This is a genomic window from Acinetobacter sp. YH12131, assembly GCF_013418635.1.
Taxonomy (GTDB): domain Bacteria; phylum Pseudomonadota; class Gammaproteobacteria; order Pseudomonadales; family Moraxellaceae; genus Acinetobacter; species Acinetobacter towneri.
In genome coordinates this window covers 156,562-175,653 of sequence record NZ_VPBQ01000003.1, presented here as the reverse complement: position 1 = coordinate 175,653, position 19,092 = coordinate 156,562, and the positions used below count along the sequence as shown (strand labels likewise).

Here is a 19,092-nt window from a genome sequence, read left to right as displayed (position 1 = left end):
CCTTATTTTAAATTTTACAACTATTCACTGGTCACACGATTGACTTCTTGCAATGAAGTCACCCCCTGCATGACCTTAAGTAACCCCGAACGACGCAGATTGTTAAACCCCGATTTTGCTGACGCATCAGCAATTTGGATGGCATTACCATCCTCCATAATAAGTTTGGAAATTTCTGGTGTGACTTTCATCACTTCATAAATACCGACACGTCCTTTGTAGCCTTCACGACATTCAGCACAGCCTACTGGTTGGTAGACCTGAAACTTTGGATTGTTCAAGTCGGCTTCTGTAAAACCCATTTCCAATAAGCTTTGTTTTGGAATATCAGATGGTGTTTTGCAATGCGAGCATAGGCGTCGTGCCAAACGCTGTGCAATCACCATATTGACTGAAGTTGCAATGTTAAAGGACGGTACTCCCATGTTGCGTAAACGGGTTAAAGTTTCTGGTGCACTGTTGGTATGCAGTGTTGACATCACCATGTGACCTGTTTGGGCCGCTTTAATCGCAATTTCTGCTGTTTCTAAGTCACGAATCTCACCCACCATGACAATGTCAGGGTCTTGACGTAAGAATGATTTCAGTGCTGCAGCAAAGGTTAGACCAACTTTGTTGTTGACGTTAACCTGATTGATCCCTTCAAGGTTAATTTCTACAGGGTCTTCGGCAGTGGAAATGTTGGTGTCTTCTCGGTTTAGAATGTTTAAACCTGTATAGAGCGATACCGTTTTACCCGAACCTGTTGGACCTGTGATCAGTAACATACCTTGCGGTTTGTCCAGAGCTTCCATAAACAAAGCTTTTTGTTCAGGCTCATAACCCAAGGCATCAATTCCAAGCATGGCGCTTGATGGATCTAAAATACGCAGTACAATTTTTTCACCGAACAAAGTCGGTAATGAGTTGACACGGAAGTCGATGGATTTATTTTTAGACAGTTTAAGTTTAATACGACCATCTTGCGGCACACGTTTTTCAGAAATATCCATTTGCGACATGACTTTCAAGCGCGATGCCATACGATTGGCTAACTGTAATGGTGGCGTGGCAATTTGACGTAACACCCCATCGACACGGTAACGCACGCGATAGGTTTTTTCATACGGTTCAAAGTGTAAGTCCGAGGCCCCCATACGAATTGCATCAATTAGTAATTTGTTGATGTATTTGACGATAGGGGATTCATCGCCCTGTGGCTCATCTTCTGTGGCTTGTTCTTGTTCGTTGTCGCCTTCGTCAAAGTTGAGTTCAAAGTCATCATCTTCAAACTCAAAAGCAGATTCACCTGCGAAGTTCTGCTCAATCAGTTTGGCCAGTTTGTCATGTTCAACCACAATTGCTTCAACATTCATTTTACTGTTGAAACGAATCGCATCCATCGCTTCGATATTGGTTGGGTTACTGGTCGCAACGTAAAGTAAATTATTACGTTTAAAAATAGGCAGTAGGCAATATTTGCTGAACAGCTTTTCATCGATGCCTTCACGCACAATCAAAGCGGAATCATAGACACCTAAGTCAAAAATAGGTTCACCAAATTCATTGGAAATTTTTTCAGCAATCAGCAAAGGTGAAATATTCAGGTTCTGAATGAGATAGGGAACAATGTCAATTTTTTCTTTTTGTGCAGAGGTAATCGCAGTTTGCATGTTTTCAGCAGAAACGAGCCCATCTTCGACCAAACGCCGAATAAAACCTGTGAATCTAGGTGTAGCTTGTTGTACTGACATTCCCCAACGTCCTCAAATTTAAGATTGTTTATAATTGGTATCGTAAAATTATACTTTTGTTGCATAAAAATACCATATCTGAAAGTGCTGTCACCACCTAAGTATCGCTTAAAAGCATGAACCAGTTACATTAATCTGTTAAAAAAATTGTAAGTCTTGCCCTGAAAAGATACTTCATGCTGAGCTTGGATGCAAAGCTTGCACAAAAAACTCAGCAGAAATGTGATTTGCGTGTAGAATGTGCGCGATTAAATGAATTGTTTTTGTAGGTTATTCTATGTCGGCTACGACGATTAAGCCTTGGGTGGTTGGCAATTGGAAGATGAATCCGATGCATGCCGACGCTCAGCAACTTATTTCTGAATTTAAAACATTATTACAAGAAAGTCCTGTAGATGCTGAAAAGTGTCATTTAGGTGTTGCCCCTGTAATGCTGGCATTAGCGCAAACGCAGGAGGCATTGGCTGATGCAGTGCGTCCTGTTTATACCGTAGCGCAAGACATTTCACGTATTGCAGGCTTGGGGGCTTACACGGGTGAGGTGAGTGCAGAATTACTTAAAGATAGCCAGGTTGAATATGTGTTGGTCGGACATTCTGAACGCCGCGAGCTGTTTGCAGAAACACCAGCCATTTTGAATGAAAAAGTAAAAAATGCCTTGCAGGCGGGGTTGACTGTTATTTACTGCGTTGGCGAAAGTTTGGAACAGCGTGAAAATGGTCAGGCAGAGCAGGTGGTATTACAGCAAATTTGTGATATCGCTGCAGTGGTTGAAGCAGAACAATGGCAGAAAATTGTAATTGCTTATGAGCCAATTTGGGCTATTGGTACGGGTAAAACAGCATCTCCTGAAGATGCTCAAGCCATGCATGCTAAAATTCGTGAAGGTTTAAGCCAAATAACTAGTTTTGCCGTGACTTTACCGATTTTATATGGTGGTAGTGTAAAACCAGAAAATGCCGTAGAGTTAGCAGCTTGCCCAGACATTAATGGTGCCTTGGTGGGTGGTGCATCACTGAATGCAGCATCGTTCCATCACATTGCACAAGCCTTTGCAAATACACAATAATGAGGAGTTCAGCATGCAAACATTTGTGCTGGTAGTACATATTATCTTGGCCATTTTAATGATTGGACTAATTTTGGTTCAACATGGTAAAGGTGCAGATGCGGGCGCTTCTTTTGGTGGCGGTGGTGCGGCAACCGTATTTGGTGCGTCAGGCTCAGGTAACTTTTTAACCCGTTTAACGGCAATTTTAACAGCATTGTTTTTTGCAACCAGTTTAACTTTAGCGGTGTTTGCCAAGAAACAAACCACAGGTGCATATAGTTTGCAGACTGTACAAACGACTGCACCTGCACAGCCAGTATCGCCTGAAACTTCACCAACTGCGCCTAAAAGCGCTGAATAATTTTATTTAGCACTTTCTTTTTTCGCATGATGCGACTAGAATGCGTCACAGCTGCGGTGGTGGTGGAATTGGTAGACACGCTACCTTGAGGTGGTAGTGCTTTCGGGCGTGGGGGTTCAAGTCCCCCCTTCCGCACCAACTTATAATCCAGAAAACATAAGTTGGTGTTAAGCAGCAAATCTGTTGATGCGGGATGGAGCAGTCTGGTAGCTCGTCGGGCTCATAACCCGAAGGTCGTTGGTTCAAATCCAGCTCCCGCTACCAATCAATCCTAAGCTTATCGTGAATTAAGCGTAGGCAACTTAAATTATTTTAGGTTGAGATAAGTATTTACATGTTGTTGCGGGATGGAGCAGTCTGGTAGCTCGTCGGGCTCATAACCCGAAGGTCGTTGGTTCAAATCCAGCTCCCGCTACCAATATTTTAAAAGTGTGATTATGCTCTAATATGAGTTTTACGATTTATACTGACTAAGGTGCAACTTAAGTCAGGCAAAAATGCTAAGTTTGATTGAAAACTTATTCATATTTGTATATAATTTTTGCACGTTGATGCGGGATGGAGCAGTCTGGTAGCTCGTCGGGCTCATAACCCGAAGGTCGTTGGTTCAAATCCAGCTCCCGCTACCAAGTTTCTAATGGTGTGGTACGTTAGTTTTAGTTGATTGAATTCAGCATAATAAACTAGCAAAGATGGTTAGATTTAGTCTAATCCCCGCAACCAAGTTTCTAAAGAGGCTCACAACTAGGTGGGCCTTTTTGCACAGTGGATATTGGTTTTACTGTGCAAGAATAGGGGCGATTACGCCCTTTTTTATTGGCTATCGTGTAGTGTCGATACAAGCCGTGCGCGGCCTAAAGTCAAAGTGTCATGTTTCACTACTACTATAGTTTGTATGAATGTGTAGTGGTCAAATAAGACCATTGAACCGCAGCAGAATGACGAGAGTAAATGAAGCTATCAAATAAAACTCAAGCACTTCAGGACTTAATTGCGCCAGCAGTGCAAGCATGTGATGTGGATCTTTGGGGAATCGAGTTTATTCCACAAGGTAAGCGTTCTTTGTTACGTATTTATATCGACAAAACTGTCGATGAAAATGCAGAACCTGTCTTAAATGAAGATGGCGAATTAGAGCAAGGTCGTGGTATTGGTGTGCAAGATTGTGTACGTGTAACCCAGCAAGTTGGTGCAATGCTTGATGTGCATGATCCAATTTCAGGTGAATATGCACTTGAAGTATCCTCTCCGGGTTGGGATCGTCCATTTTTCCAATTAGAGCAATTGCCTGCATATATTGGGCAAACCATTGCGTTACGTTTAATCAGTGCTGTAGAAAACCGTCGTAAATTTCAAGCGAAATTGGTTGCTGTAGATCTGGAAAATGAAACCATTCAGGTCGAAGTGGAAAAACAGCAGGTATTGGAGATTGACAGTCACAATATTGATAAAGCAAACCTGATTTACCAAGATTAATCAAATTAATAAGAATCTGAACGAATAGGTGACTTATGGCACGTGAAATTCTTACCGTCGTTGAAACGGTTAGTAACGAAAAAGGTGTAAGTCGTGAGGCAATTTTTGAGGCGCTTGAACAGGCTCTTGTTGCTGCGACGAAAAAGAAATTCTACGAAGGCACAAACTCAGAAGAAGCACGTTTACGTGTGGAAATTGATCGTAAAACAGGTGACTACAGCACTTTCCGTCAGTGGGAAGTGGTGGCAGATGAAGATCATGAAATGCCTGCATGCCAAGATGCAATTTCTGATGTAGACCCTGCAAAGTGGTCAATTGGCGATATTCGCGAACTTGAAGTTGAGTCAATTGACTTCGGTCGTATTGCTGCGCAAATTGCCAAGCAAGTGATTGTGCAAAAAATTCGTGAAGCAGAACGCGCATTGGTTGCAGATGCTTATGAAGCCAAAGTAGGCGAGCTGATTTACGGTGAAGTGAAAAAGCAAACTAAAGATGGTTTTATTATTGATTTAGGCGATAACGCAGAAGCGTATTTGGCACGTGAAGAAATGATTGCCAAAGAAATTTTGCGTCCTAAGCAACGTGTGAATGCAATTTTGTACAACGTAAACCGTGAAGGTCGTGGTGCACAATTATTGTTGTCACGTGCTAAGCCTGAAATGCTGATTGCTTTGATGAAGAAAGAAATTCCAGAAATTTCTGAAGAAATCATCGAAATTAAAGCAGCAGCGCGTCAGCCGGGTGTACGTGCAAAAATTGCCGTAAAAACCAACGACCATCGTATTGACCCTGTAGGTGCATGTATTGGTATGCGTGGTACACGTATCCAAGCAGTACAACAAGAGTTGAATGGTGAGCGTATTGACGTCGTGGTATGGTCTGATGATCCAGCTCAATATATTGCCAGCGCTTTAGAGCCTGCCGATGTATCGGGTATTGTGATTGATGAAGAAGAACGTACGGCTGACATTATTTTTGCAACCAGTGATCAGTTGGCACGTGCAATTGGTTCACAAGGTCAAAACGTACGTTTAGCGTCTGAACTTACAGGTTATAAGCTGAATATGATGCTTGAAGAAGAGTATCACGCACGTCAGCAAAACGAAGCACAACAGTACTTAGATTTATTTGTTTCACGTTTAGACATTGCTGAAGACTTGGCAATGGCTTTGGTTGAAATGGGCTTCACTTCATTAGAAGAAATTGCGTATGTTCCTGCGGAAACATTTGACGAAATTGATTTAGATGAAGAAATCGTTGAAATGCTACAAAGCCGTGCCAAAGAAGTGGCATTGGCAGATGCATTGCAACAGCAAGAAAATATTCAAGATCCGAGTGACGAACTTCTGGCAATGGAAGGCATGACACAAGAGATCGCTTATGCGCTTGCCGCTCGTGGTGTCATCACAGTTGATGATTTAGCTGACCAAGCAACTGACGATATCGAAGATATTGAAGGTTTAGGTTCAGATAAAGCGGGTCAATTGATTATGAAAGCGCGCGAATCATGGTTTAACTAGGAGGTAATGTATGACGGACAAGTCGATTAAAGAGTTAGCGCTCAGTGTAGGTCGTCCAGTTGAGAAGCTCCTGGAACAGGTTCGTGACGCAGGTTTACCACAGCGTAAGGCTGACGATATTATTTCCACTGAACAACAAAATACCCTAGTGAACCACTTGAAAAAGGTTCACGGTCAAGAGGGTAATGCAGGACAAATCACGTTGAAACGTAAAACCACCAGTACGGCTAAAGTGGCAAGTACTTCGGGCAAGGCGAAAACGATTAATGTAGAAGTTCGTAAGAAACATACATTTGTAAAGCCAGACCCTGAACAAATTAAAGCGGAAGCACTGGCAAAAGCACAGGCTGAAGCAGCTGAAAAAGCTCGTGCGGAACAGCAATCACAAGCGACTGCAAAAGTACAAGCAAAAGCTGATGCGCCGCAAGCAGGTGCAGCAAAAGCAAAACAAGCTTTAGATGCAATGCGTGCAGCAGCAAAACAAGAAACAGCGAAGCAAGAAGTGGCTAAAGCTGCGGTTGTGGTGAAACGTAAGTCAACCAACAAGCCAATTGTGAAGCAAGCGGTGAAGGTGACTGAAACACCTGAACAGAAGAAAGCGCGTGAAGCACAAGCGGCACAGTTGAAAGCGACTGAAGAAGCAGCACGTCGTAAGGCAGCTGAAGAAGCGCAGCAACGTACGCTTGAACAAATGCGTCAGATGGCATCTAAATATTCAAATGAAGATGCTACTGCAACTATTCGCGTAGTAGATGATTCTCCATTGGCCGCTGGTTTGGTTGGTCAAGCGTATGAAGATTCATTCGCGAAAGAAGACCGCGAAATCAAACGTGGTACCAATACTACCAATACACGTTCACAGAAAAAAGGTGGCCGTCGTGGTCAAGAAGAGCAATCGTTTAGCCAAAACCCGCATAAACGTGGTTTAAAAACTAGTCAAGCGAATAAGCACGGCTTTGAAAAACCAGTTAAAAAACAAGTTTATGATGTTGAAATTGGTGCAACCATTGTTGTCGCTGATCTTGCAGCAAAAATGGCCATTAAGGTGCGTGAAGTAATTAAGTCACTTATGAAAATGGGTGAACTTGTAACGCAAAACCAAGCGATTGAGCAGGAAGTCGCGGCACTTGTAGTTGAAGAAATGGGCCATAACCCAGTATTGGTTTCAGATACTCAAGCCGAAGATAACTTACTTGAAGCAGCAGAAGAGGCACGTGGTGTTCAAACGACTCGTCCACCTGTTGTAACAATTATGGGTCACGTTGACCATGGTAAGACATCATTACTTGACCGTATTCGTCGTGCCAAAGTGGCTGCAGGCGAAGCGGGTGGTATTACCCAGCACATTGGTGCATACCACGTACAAACCGATAAAGGCATTATCACCTTCTTAGATACACCGGGACACGCAGCGTTTACTGCAATGCGTTCACGTGGTGCGAAAGCGACAGATATCGTGGTATTGGTCGTTGCGGCAGATGATGGTGTGATGCCACAAACTGCAGAAGCCATTGACCATGCGCGTGCAGCGGGTACGCCAATTATTGTTGCCATTAACAAAATGGACAAAGAATCGGCTGATCCAGACCGCGTATTGAATGAATTGACCACCAAAGAAATCGTACCTGAACAATGGGGCGGTGACGTACCTGTTGCAATGGTTTCGGCGCATTCAGGTCAAGGTATTGATGAACTTCTTGACTTAATTTCAATTCAAGCAGAAATGATGGAATTGAAAGCATCTGAAGAAGGTGCGGCGCAAGGTGTGGTAATTGAAGCACGTGTCGATAAAGGTCGTGGTGCAGTGACTTCTATTCTGGTACAAAACGGTACCTTGAATGTGGGTGACTTAGTACTTGCTGGTTCATCTTATGGCCGTGTACGTGCCATGACGGATGAAAATGGTAAACGCATTAAATCTGCAGGCCCTTCAATTCCAGTTGAAATTTTAGGTTTACCTGAAGCGCCAATGGCGGGTGACGAAGTTCTTGTTGTGAATGACGAGAAGAAAGCCCGTGAAGTTGCAGATGCACGTATGGATCGTGAGCGTCAAAAACGTCTTGAACGTCAAAGCGCAATGCGTCTTGAAAACATCATGGCATCAATGGGCAAAAAAGACGTACCATTTGTCAATGTGGTATTGAAAACAGATGTACGTGGTACTTTAGAAGCCTTGATCGTAGCGTTAGGCGAATTGTCTACCGATGAAGTACGTGTTCGTGTGATTGGTTCAGGTGTAGGGGCAATCACTGAATCTGACGTGACATTGGCAGAATCTTCTGAAGCGGTATTACTTGGCTTTAACGTACGTGCGGACAATACTGCACGTCAAAAAGCAGATGCAGATGGTATCGATATTCGTTACTACTCAATCATCTATCAATTAATTGATGATGTGAAAGATGCGATGAGCGGTAAGCTTGCACCAGAACACCGTGAAACGATTCTGGGTGTTGCTGAAGTACGTGAAGTGTTCCACTCAAGTAAATTCGGTGCAGCAGCAGGTTGTATGGTACTGGAAGGCGTACTTCACCGTAACAAACCGATTCGCGTTTTACGTGATGACGTGGTGGTATTCCAAGGTGAGCTTGAATCACTTCGTCGCTATAAAGACGTGGTGGAAGAAGTTCGCGCTGGTATGGAATGTGGTCTTGCAGTTAAAGGCTATAAAGACATCAAAGCACTCGACAAGATTGAAGTGTACGATGTTCAATTGATCAAACGGAGTCTTTAATGGCGGGTAGTCAACGTCTGAAGCGTATGGCCGATTCAGTACAGCGTGAGCTGTCTGAATTGATTCGCCAAGAGCTGAAAGATCCACGCTTAGGTGGTCTTGTGACCATCTCTGCGGTGAAGGTGAGCCCAGACTTAGGATATGCCGAAGTGTACGTAACCGTAATGGGACGTGAATTAGGCGATGAGCAAAGCGAAGCGGCAAACAAAGAAACATTAGATGTATTAAACAAGGCGTCAGGTTTCTTGCGCCATGAGCTGAGCCGTCGTATTAAAACACGCATTACTCCACGTTTGCGTTTCCACTACGACAAAACCAATGCCTATGGTAACTATATGTTTGGTTTAATTGCAGAAGCAGTCAAAGATTTGCCACCTGCAGAACCTAAGCAAGATGATGAATAATCGGATCGAGAAATTCTAAATAAAAATGCCACCTCAGGGTGGCATTTTTTATGGTTAGAAAATAATGAAAGTTCAGTATTACATCAAATCATCATTAGACTTTTTTTCATAACGACGCAAGTTGCGACGTTGGCGTTGCCATGGCAACGGACGCTCTAAGGTTTCAGGTACATTACCACTCATTGAACGTAAGCGTAAATGTAGTGCTGCTTGCGCCATTAAATTGGCTGAAACAGGCGCAGTAATAAACGCAAATAGGGTAATTAACACTTCAGCAAAACCAAAGCGACCTTCAAATGCTGCATAAATAATTGCGGCAATTAAAAAGCTCCCTAATCCTAAAGTACTGGACTTGGTTGGTGCATGTAAGCGCATGAATAAGTCAGGCAGACGCACCATGCCAATGCCGCCGACTAGCATAAAAAACGCCCCAATAATTAAAAAGAATGACACCGAAATTTCCATGAGTAATTGCATGTGTATTCTCCTTAATCAATCACGTGGCCACTAGTAAAGTAGCGCGCCAGAGCAGCTGTTGATACAAAGCCCAACATCGCCACCAATAAAGCGCCTTCAAATAATGAGGTACTGCTCCAATAAATGCCCAATACCACCACCAAGCAGGTTGCGTTTAAAAACAGGGTATCTAATGCCAACAAGCGGTCTACAATTGAAGGGCCAAGAATCAGGCGGAACAAGCACATTAACATTGAGATGGTGATCGCAATCATACAAATCCCAAGGGCATAGGGTAGGATGCTCATACCTTCTCTCCTGTTTGTGCACCAAAAATTTCAATTAATGGTTTTTCATAACGGTTTTTAATGTCCTGAATATCCACATTTTCATCTTCAGTGCTCAGGGCATGTACCAAAATATCACCACGATCTTGATCAATACCTGCGGTAACAGTACCAGGAGTTGTGGTGATGATCATTGCCAGAATACTGTTAACTTGCTCATGTTGCGTTTCCAGTGGGACACGGAACCATTTTGGCTGCATTCGGTCTGTCGGGCCAAGTACCAGTTTTGCGACACGTACATTGGAAATAATAATGTCCCAGAGCACCACAAAAAATAGGTGAATGGCTGCAGTCCATTTGATATCGGGCGTGCGAGCAATAAAAGGCTGAATCAATTTTGGAATTAGTAAAGCCAAAACCAAAGCCATCAACAAATTGCCTGCAGAGATACTATGCGCCAACATTAGCCAGCTCAGTGCGACCAACACTGAAACAAAGGGGTGGGGGAGCAACCTGTCCCAAAACGAAGTTTTTTGTCTCGTTTTTTGCATGTTTAAGGCTCCGCAGGTTTGAGTTGAGTATCACTAGGTTGCTGTGCTTCCTGTCGATTTTGCTGTTGAATCTGACGTTGCTTATAGTCAGAAATATGTTCACCTTCCAAAGTGTTCGGGTGAATCACGTATGGAATTAAGTGTGCATTAGCATCCAGACTTTCTCCACCATATTTGGTTTCAGGTAAATATAGCGGGTCATAAGGTTGTACGCTAATCACATTACCCGCACGGTCTTTTTTCAAAATAATGGCTTCATAGGCCGCATTATTCTGAATTTGCTGGGCTGTACTGGCCATATAGTGCTGAATTGGGTTGGCAAATACTACATACAGCATCAAGCCTGCCAATAAAAAGTAAATCACACGGTCATTACGTGGTGGTGCAATAGCAGGCAGTGCTTGGTACTCATGGTAAGCTTCAGCTTGAATGTCATCTTCAGGTTTGGTTGCACGCCAGAACAGAATAAAACCAACACGAGTAAAGGCAATAATACTCAGCAAACTGACCAATAAAATGATGCCAATAATCCAGCCTTGATAAGGGACATTGGCCGTGGCTTGTAAGATAAAGACTTTACCCAAAAAGCCGCTAAACGGTGGTAAGCCTGCCATCATTAAAGCAATGATAAAGTATGTTAATGCAACCACTTTATGCTGTTTCATTTGTGGTGCGATGGTGAAATGATCTTTGAATTGTCCACGTTGTGAAGTAATCCAACCGCAGAGCAGATAGAACGCAGCAGCAATGAGCGTACTGTGTACCAAATAATACAGTGCGGCAGACCAAGCCTGCGTGTTCATCATGGAAATGGCAATCAAAATGGTGCCAATTGAAGACAGCACCATAAAACCAACAAAACGGCGCAGACGTTCTGCACCAATGGCGCCAATGACCCCATAGAGAGAGGTAATGAGACCAATTGGCAGCAGCCAGTTTTGTAGAATTTTATGGCTGAGCGCATCATCAAATACAGTACCGTTGACCCGTAAAATCGCATAAACACCGACTTTGGTCATGATGGTGAACAAAGCTGCTACAGGGGTCGTAGCCACGGCATAGGTTTTAGGTAACCAGAAACCTACAGGCAACATGGCGGCTTTAATACCAAACACTACAAATAACAGTAACCCACCTGCAACGGCAATTTTGTGAGCATCGGCATCTAACAGCGGGATGAGACGAGCAACATCAGCCATATTCAGGCTGCCCACACTGCCGTAAATCATGCCTAAACCAATCAGGAATAGGGCAGATGCCAGCAGGTTGATGGTGACGTAGTGAATCCCGAGCTGAAAACGTGCTTTACCTTGTCCGTGTAATAACAGGACATAAGAGGCTAGCAATAACACTTCAAAGAAAACGAACAGGTTGAATAAGTCACCTGTGAGGAAGGCACCACAGAGGCCCATGAGTAGGAAATGCACCATGGTGTGGAAATAGCGACCACGTTCATCCCATTTTTTGCTGGAGAACCACAGCAATGGCAAGGCTAGGGCATACGTCAGGACTAGCATTAAAGCCGACAATTGATCCAGCACTAAAATAATGCCAAACGGTGCTGCCCATTCACTCAAATTATAAATAATAATTTGTCCGCTACTGACTTGAATCAGGTAGCTGATGGCAGTGATTAAACCAAGTGTAGCCGAAAGATAGCTGATACCACGACGCCACGGCTGACGCCAGTCACGTGCGAGTGAACCAAACCCCGGGTTACCCAACAGCACTAAAATAAATGCGGTAAAGGTTGGAATTAGAATGCTAAAAATAGGCGAGTGCTGGGTCCAAAATTGGAGGAAATCAGTCATTATGGCTCATCCTCACGTGGATCTAGCAGCGGGTATTCTTCTTTGGCATCGACATGGTCACTACCGGTTTCATAGCGACTGCGCAGTGCCAATTGCACAATAAAGGCAGTGGTAGCAAAACCAATGACAATGGCTGTTAAAACCAAAGCTTGTGGGAGTGGGTCACTGGTTTTACTGGCTTCGGTCAAAATAGCAGGTGCATTTAATTGAATACGCCCCATACTGAATAAGAAGATATTGACCGCATACCCAATCATGGCCAAGCCCAGTACCACAGGAAAGGTACGAGCACGTAAAATTAAATAAATGCCTGTCGCGACTAACATTCCAATGGCAGACGCAATTAAAATTTCAAGACTAATCATTGCATTACTCCTTTGGAAGTGGGCCAGACATGCCTGAGTGACGTGAGTCGCCCAAGACAGAAATCATCAACATTACCGCACCAACCACCGTGACATACACGCCTACATCAAATAAGGCAGCCGAAGCGAGGTGCATTTCACCAATAATCGGAGGATTGACATAAATATGTGCGCTAGTGAGGAATGGACGTCCCCAGAACCATGCGGCAAGTCCTGTCAGACCTGCAATACTTAAACCCACGCCAATCCAGATTTCGTATAAACGTCCAGATTTAGCTTTGAGCATTTGTTCGGTGTGGTCTTGACCAAGCGCAATGTATTGGATGATCAACGCCATTGCGGTAATTAAGCCCGCAATAAAGCCACCGCCTGGTAAGTTGTGACCGCGCAAGAAAATATACAGGCTGACCACAAGGGCGATAGGTAAAATCCATGAGGCGGTAATCCGCAGCATCAACGGTGAAGGATTAAAGCGATAGGTTAAACCTTGGGTCATGATAGTGCCGTGCGCACGCATACCATCCATTAAACACAGCGTACCAATCGCAGCAATGCCCAAGACGGTAATTTCACCAAAGGTATCGAAACCACGGAAGTCCACCAAAATGACGTTGACCACGTTGGTTCCGCCACCGAGTGGAATGGATTGCTGATTAAAGAACCATGAAATTGAATTGTGGTCGCGAGTCATAACCAGCCACGCAATCCAGCCGATACCAATGCCGCCACCAATCGCAATGAAGGCATCTCGCCAACGACGTGAACGGCTAGATTCATACGGGGTCAATTGTGGGAGCAGCGATAGACTCATCAGCAATAAAACAGTGGTGACGACATCAACCGTGATTTGAGTTTGTGCCAAGTCGGGCGCAGAAAGTCCTACAAAAATCATGGTTACGACTAAACCAACCGCACCGCTTATTAAGACAGCCTTGATGCGTTCATGGTGGAACCACAGCATCATCCAACAGGCAGAGAACAGCAATAACCATAAAACAATGGCAATCATAGGCGCATGTGTGAGTTCACGTGTGCCAGTTGTTAATCCCTGATTGAATAATGGTAGCGCGACCATGAATACCGTAAAAGCAATGATCCACACCAAATAGCTTTGCAGTGAACCATTTTCGGTTTTACGTTTGATTTTGCGTGAAACTTGTAGCAAATGTTTTAAGAATAATTCAAACAGCAGTTTGCCTTGGAATTGACCTAAATGTGGGTCGAGGTCAATTTCACGGATTTTTCCACCTTTGGCGAGCGAGAAATAGAAAATGATCCCGCCAAGCAGTGCAATAACACTCATCAGCAGGGGAAGATTAAAGCCATGCCAAATTGCCAGATGTGTGCCTTCAAACTGCGACAGTTGGGTACTGGCACGAGTCGTGCTATTGACAATATGCTCGACCAATAAGGCAGGCATCAAGCCGACTAAAATACATAAAACAGCCAATAAAGTTGCGGGTGCACGCATGCCAAACGGAGGTTCGTGAGCTTCTTTGTTTGGGACATCTTTACCAATTGGACCATCAAAGAAAACGCCGTGTACCAAACGTATTGAATAGGCCACTGCAAAAATACCCGCCAGTGTCGCAACAATTGCAGAAACCAACAGTACAGGGCCAGATAAGTTTGCTACCAGTTCAGTGAAGAACATTTCTTTGGACAAAAAGCCGTTGGTCAACGGTACGCCAGCCATAGAGGCCGCGGTAATCATAGTGAGGGTGGCGGTAAAGGGTAATAGTTGCCATAAGCCACTAAGTTTACGTAAATCACGTGTGCCTGATTCGTGGTCGATAATTCCTGCAATCATAAACAGGGCCGCTTTAAAGGTGGCGTGGTTGATGATGTGGAAAATTGCAGCAGCTACTGCTAACGGTGAACCAATGCCGAGTAAGCACATGATCAGACCTAAATGACTGATGGTGGAATACGCCAATAAGCCTTTTAAATCTTCTTTGAAAATGGCAAAGAATGCTGCCATACACAGGGTAAATAGACCAATAAAGGTGACTAGGTTGTGATATAACGCTGCGCCTGCAAAAATTGGCAATAAGCGCGCCAGCAAGAAAATCCCTGCTTTGACCATCGTTGCCGAATGTAGATAGGCAGAAACAGGCGTGGGTGCAGCCATGGCATTGGGTAGCCAGAAGTGAAACGGAAATTGCGCACTTTTGGTAAATGCACCCAATAAAATCAGCAATAAAGTTGGTACAAATAAATGATGACTTTGAATTTGTTCAGTCATCATTAAGATTTGGTCAATTTGATAGGTGCCTGTGATTTGCGCCAATAACACAAAACCACCGAGCATGGCGAGTCCGCCCATGCCTGTAATGGTCAGTGCCATACGTGAGCCGCGTTGTGCTGCCTCGTAATTGCTCCAATAACCCACCAATAAGAAAGAGGAAATACTGGTCAGTTCCCAAAAAGTCAGCAACAAAATCAGGTTATTGGAGAGCGAAATTCCCAACATGGCAGCCATAAACAGCATGAGGAGAACATAGAGTTTACTGAGCGAGTTTTGTGGACTTAAATAATAATAGGCATAAATAAAAATGAGTGTGCCGATCCCCGTGATCAGCAAGGAGAATAATAAACCAAGCGCATCTAGACGAAAGCTTAAATCAATCCCCAACTGTGGCAGCCAAGACCATGTTTGAATGATCGTTTCGCCATTAAAGACTGCTTTTGCTTGAGTCAGGAGCAGAATAAGACTGCTCAGACTGACGCCAATCGCCCCTAAAGCCGTTACCCCGCGTGAAAATTGTTTCAGCCACGAGACAAGGGTTGTGCCCAGTACTAACGGTAACAATATAATAATCGGTAGCACACTCATATCCATTGTCGTGAATAGGTTGAAAACCTAAAGGATGAATCTTATCTTCCAAGGATTACAGGACAGCAACACACCATCCAAAAGATTCAATCTTGAAAGCCAATCAGTCGTGTCAGTAAACACGTAGTCTATTGTTTTGATGAGCGTATTGTCGCAACTTAAACTCAAAACAAGATCATGCAAAAATAATTTTACATGGCTAGGCGGCTCAAGCAGCAAAAAATATGCTGATCTTTCGCTGACGATGCAGCGAATAAGGTTGTGCTTGGTTTGGTTAAAGCTGTGTTAAAAATATTTAGATGCGTCAATCTACAACCTAGTTGAACTATGGATGAAGTTGATCTGCATCTGCTGCATTTTTACAGCATTCACCGTGTTTGAAAGGTCAATAGACACTATTCAAGGTATAAAAAAAGTTGTATTGCGCAACTTTAAAAACTACAGCAAAATCGGATTTTACTATAAAAGTTCAAAATTAATCTGATTTTATTACATGAATAAAACAACATCAATTTTTTTTGCATACAGCAAAGTCATTATATACCGTCTGTTATATGCGGGATAAAGTATTTCCTTGCTTTTTGCCCAAGTATGCGTTGAAAGACTTCGGCAATTAAGATTCAGGCAATTGATCAGGTGTTGGCTCACTATCCAATTGCTGTAAGCGTTGCAGCAATTCCTGTTTTTGTTCGGCAGTTAAATGGTTTTGAATCTGCTGCAAAATTTCAGCCGTGCCTAATTGTGTTGGGTTTTGTTCTTGTAGGCTGACGTCTTCTGTCGTGTGAGTGGTTTCTAGCACATCAGCATAAATTTCTGCAAACTGCGGTTGTAAACTTTGCCATGCGATGGGATGCAGCTGTTGATGTTCCAGTTTTAAACATTGAAAGCGTTCCGCTTGTTCCAAAAGTTCGCTGCGGTTGCCTGTGGCAATAATTTGTAAGCGCGGAAAAGCTTGATGTAAACGGGTCAGTATTTGTGCGGCCTGTTGTTGATCGAGCTGATGATCAATCTGGTCAATCAACAAAATACCATCTCCCTCGCGACACGGATACAAACTGTTTGGGTTTAGCAAACAGAGGCGACGTACAATATCGCCTACCAGAGCAATCCAGTTGCGCTGACTGTTCGACAATTGCTGATACAGCATATCTTTGCCCTGACAGCGCACCATGAGTTGTAATTTAGGCAGATGTTGTAGATATAGGTCTTCAATTTCAGGCAGCACGATTTGTAAGGCATCTTTCAGTGCTTGTAAACTCGGTGCATGCATTTGGGTATAGGCATGCAATAAGGACTGATTCAGGGTTTGTGCGAGTTCGCTTTGTTGTTGCTGATATAGCTTGTGTAAAAGCTGCGCACTTTGGGCATTTTCAATATCGGAAATTTCCCGCAACCATTCAAAAAAACGAGTAAATGTCGTGAATGGAATCGCAGCAATTTCGTAGGCATGTCCAGGTTGTAAAATCAGCGGATTATTTTTATTGAGTAAATTAACTTCATTCACGAAGCGTTCTGCAGGGTAGTAGGCAATCAGCGGTAGACCTTGCATCGGGTCATGTTTAATGGCGTGTTGATAGAGCTGCACCATTTTTTCAAGCTTGGCGGTTTCTGCTTTGCTTACTCCTACGCCGCTACTATTCAGGGTTTTATATAATTGCCAGTCACAATGTTGGGTGCTTTCAATTTGCGTGTTGCTTGATTCTGCCAAACTGCCTATTTCTGCTGGAATTTCCACACAAACATCAATTTTAGCTTGCAAGCGGTTGAACAAAATATCTTGATCTTGCATCACCAAACCCGCAGTGCGTAAGTCTTTATAGCGAGCGGCAAACCAAGTCAGTGCTTGATAACTAAATCGTAACAGCGAGGTTTTACCCGCACTTTGGTCTCCTAAAATAAGGGTGATGTGAAGATCGTGATAATTCAGTTCAAGTTTTAAGTCTGCAAAATGGGTGATGTGTCTGAAATGAACCGATGTAATTTTCATAGCGCACCTGCTGCAATTACCCCACCGCTTTGCGTAACGATGTCGGCATTTTTATTTTCAGTTGTTGTACCAAATCGTAAATATGATGAATATTTAAACTTACTTTAGCACGTGTGCAGGCCACGTACAGTAATCTTAACTCTTCATCACTAATTTTATGTTCTTTGTCATTCAGCTTAAACTGGTAGTCATCTTCAATATGTACCCGATTCCATTCCAGACCTTTGGCCTTATGCGCTGTTGAAATAATATAGTCAGCTTGGTCAATGGGGGTAATTTTAGCCAGTGCCCGTTTGAGTGGATCGGTACCGTGATCATCCACCAGTTTTACCAAGGGTTTAATGTCACTACCATCGTTAGTTTCGCAATATTCATGGACATCATGCCATGAGTTGAACCACGCCAGTTCAGGTACATCGGTCACGCGTTTGCCTTGTTTTAGCATCGCAGCAGCATCAACAAAACGGTTTAAACGCACATGGTCGGCCTGTAAACTGACTTTATCGCCATGCACCAAACCTGCCAGTAACAATTCCATAGCACGGGCATTGGTGCGGCATAAAATTGCATCACGCATTTTGGTGTGTGGCTTGTTCACTACTTTTGAGTGTAGTTGCGGATTACCAAGCAAAGGCACGGTTTCATTCAGTCCGCCTAAAATGGCATTGGCCGTCAGCGCAATTTCTTCACCAAAACGGAAAGATGTGGTCAGGCGTGATTCAGGCAGGGGTAGTTGTTGCATGGCATTGACTGCACCACGCCATGCATAAATTTGTTGGTGCGCATCGCCCACATAAATCACCTGCGTATTGCGTTGCTTGAGTAAAATACCCAACATGAGCGGGTCAGCATCTTGCGCTTCATCAAACAGGACATAATCGGCAGGAATGTTCGGTTCAGACAAAGCCCAAAGTTTGAGGTAAATATCGTGCCCAATACCAGCCTGATGATTGGGGTCAATCGACTCCAGCCAACGCCGCTCTACCGCAGGGTAAAGATGTTTTTGTAAAGTGTCGATGTCGTCTGGGTGTAACCAACTAGGTGCTTGTAAATGCCGTGGGGCAGGGTATTGCGAACTGGTTGAGCAGAAATAACTGACTGCGTTTGCGACTAAGCTAGCCAGTCGACTTGGCATCAGCACATATTTTTCATAACGTCCGCCCATCATCCGTCTAAGGGTAATTGGCTCTAAACGGTACTCTTTTGCAATAAAGCTAGGGCTTAAGCGTGGCAGACGTAATTTGTCGGTGACTCCACGTGGAATGCTGCGGTAAGCAAGCGAGTGGAAAGTGCGACAATCGACCTGACGGTGAAATTTACTCTGTGCTTCAGAGGCAATGGCTTTGTTAAAAGCCAAATACATGCCACGCCGCTCAGGCATGGCATCACTGATCATTTGTAAGGTCGTGGTTTTACCTGTGCCTGCATAGGCAATCACTTTAAAGGATTTACCCAGACGTGCGTTGTCTATGGCAGTGGCTTGCTCATAGGTCGGGCTGGGCTTGATAATGACAGACACA

The 19,092-nt window shown here is 43.8% G+C and carries 15 protein-coding genes and 4 tRNA genes; 10 read left to right on the top strand and 9 right to left on the bottom strand.

The features are described 5' to 3' along the window. Positions 1 to 20 precede the first annotated feature (20 nt). Complete coding sequence (gene pilB, locus FTU66_RS03600) at positions 21 to 1,733, bottom strand: type IV-A pilus assembly ATPase PilB (RefSeq protein WP_180112321.1); 1,713 nt, start codon at positions 1,731 to 1,733, stop codon at positions 21 to 23. Between the two features lie 277 nt (positions 1,734 to 2,010). On the opposite strand from pilB, the gene tpiA reads away from it, so the two are divergent. From tpiA to FTU66_RS03550, 10 genes are all read left to right on the top strand, one after another. Further along, positions 2,011 to 2,802: a triose-phosphate isomerase gene (gene tpiA / locus FTU66_RS03595; RefSeq protein ID WP_180112320.1), complete on the top strand. Its 792-nt coding sequence runs from the start codon at positions 2,011 to 2,013 to the stop codon at positions 2,800 to 2,802. 13 nt (positions 2,803 to 2,815) lie between these two features. Continuing rightward, positions 2,816 to 3,145 (top strand): preprotein translocase subunit SecG, encoded by a 330-nt coding sequence (gene secG / locus FTU66_RS03590; protein WP_004975868.1) that lies wholly within the window; start codon positions 2,816 to 2,818, stop codon positions 3,143 to 3,145. 53 nt (positions 3,146 to 3,198) lie between these two features. Further along, positions 3,199 to 3,283: transfer RNA gene (locus FTU66_RS03585), tRNA-Leu, on the top strand. 49 nt (positions 3,284 to 3,332) lie between these two features. Beyond that, positions 3,333 to 3,409, top strand: a tRNA-Met gene (locus FTU66_RS03580). A gap of 77 nt (positions 3,410 to 3,486) precedes the next feature. Continuing rightward, a tRNA-Met gene (locus FTU66_RS03575) sits at positions 3,487 to 3,563 on the top strand. Between the two features lie 134 nt (positions 3,564 to 3,697). Next, positions 3,698 to 3,774: transfer RNA gene (locus tag FTU66_RS03570), tRNA-Met, on the top strand. Positions 3,775 to 4,096: 322 nt separating this feature from the next. Further along, entirely contained in the window at positions 4,097 to 4,621 is a 525-nt protein-coding gene (gene rimP / locus FTU66_RS03565; protein ID WP_180112319.1) for a ribosome maturation factor RimP, read from the top strand. 35 nt (positions 4,622 to 4,656) lie between these two features. After that, positions 4,657 to 6,141 carry a transcription termination factor NusA gene (gene nusA, locus FTU66_RS03560; protein WP_180112318.1) on the top strand — a complete coding sequence of 495 codons (1,485 nt, stop codon included), beginning with the start codon at positions 4,657 to 4,659 and terminating at the stop codon, positions 6,139 to 6,141. A gap of 10 nt (positions 6,142 to 6,151) precedes the next feature. Further along, the gene (infB, locus tag FTU66_RS03555; protein WP_180112317.1) at positions 6,152 to 8,875 is read left to right on the top strand and encodes a translation initiation factor IF-2; all 2,724 of its coding nucleotides are present in this window, start codon (positions 6,152 to 6,154) and stop codon (positions 8,873 to 8,875) included. Beyond that, positions 8,875 to 9,279: a ribosome-binding factor A gene (locus FTU66_RS03550; RefSeq protein WP_168417577.1), complete on the top strand. Its 405-nt coding sequence runs from the start codon at positions 8,875 to 8,877 to the stop codon at positions 9,277 to 9,279. The genes infB and FTU66_RS03550 overlap by 1 nt, the downstream gene beginning before the upstream one ends. Before the next feature lie 78 nt (positions 9,280 to 9,357). Here the strand turns inward: FTU66_RS03550 and FTU66_RS03545 are convergent, their stop codons facing one another. The 8 genes from FTU66_RS03545 to FTU66_RS03510 form a co-directional block, all read right to left on the bottom strand. Then, complete coding sequence (locus FTU66_RS03545; protein ID WP_168417576.1) at positions 9,358 to 9,756, bottom strand: Na+/H+ antiporter subunit G; 399 nt, start codon at positions 9,754 to 9,756, stop codon at positions 9,358 to 9,360. 11 nt (positions 9,757 to 9,767) lie between these two features. Next, on the bottom strand, positions 9,768 to 10,043 hold the full coding sequence (locus tag FTU66_RS03540) for a monovalent cation/H+ antiporter subunit F (RefSeq protein WP_104852958.1): 276 nt from the start codon (positions 10,041 to 10,043) through the stop codon (positions 9,768 to 9,770). Next, positions 10,040 to 10,573, bottom strand: coding sequence for a Na+/H+ antiporter subunit E (locus tag FTU66_RS03535; protein WP_168525195.1), 534 nt, complete (start codon positions 10,571 to 10,573; stop codon positions 10,040 to 10,042). Before FTU66_RS03535 ends, FTU66_RS03540 begins: the two co-directional genes overlap by 4 nt. Positions 10,574 to 10,575: 2 nt before the next feature. Continuing rightward, positions 10,576 to 12,384: a monovalent cation/H+ antiporter subunit D gene (locus tag FTU66_RS03530; RefSeq protein ID WP_180112316.1), complete on the bottom strand. Its 1,809-nt coding sequence runs from the start codon at positions 12,382 to 12,384 to the stop codon at positions 10,576 to 10,578. Next, positions 12,384 to 12,749, bottom strand: a complete 366-nt coding sequence (locus FTU66_RS03525) for a Na+/H+ antiporter subunit C (protein WP_180112315.1) — start codon at positions 12,747 to 12,749, stop codon at positions 12,384 to 12,386. Before FTU66_RS03525 ends, FTU66_RS03530 begins: the two co-directional genes overlap by 1 nt. Before the next feature lie 4 nt (positions 12,750 to 12,753). Next, positions 12,754 to 15,591: a monovalent cation/H+ antiporter subunit A gene (locus FTU66_RS03520; protein WP_180112314.1), complete on the bottom strand. Its 2,838-nt coding sequence runs from the start codon at positions 15,589 to 15,591 to the stop codon at positions 12,754 to 12,756. 607 nt (positions 15,592 to 16,198) lie between these two features. Further along, on the bottom strand, positions 16,199 to 17,572 hold the full coding sequence (locus tag FTU66_RS03515; RefSeq protein WP_180112313.1) for an AAA family ATPase: 1,374 nt from the start codon (positions 17,570 to 17,572) through the stop codon (positions 16,199 to 16,201). 16 nt (positions 17,573 to 17,588) lie between these two features. Then, positions 17,589 to 19,091 (bottom strand): UvrD-helicase domain-containing protein, encoded by a 1,503-nt coding sequence (locus FTU66_RS03510; RefSeq protein ID WP_180112312.1) that lies wholly within the window; start codon positions 19,089 to 19,091, stop codon positions 17,589 to 17,591. Position 19,092 lies beyond the last annotated feature (1 nt).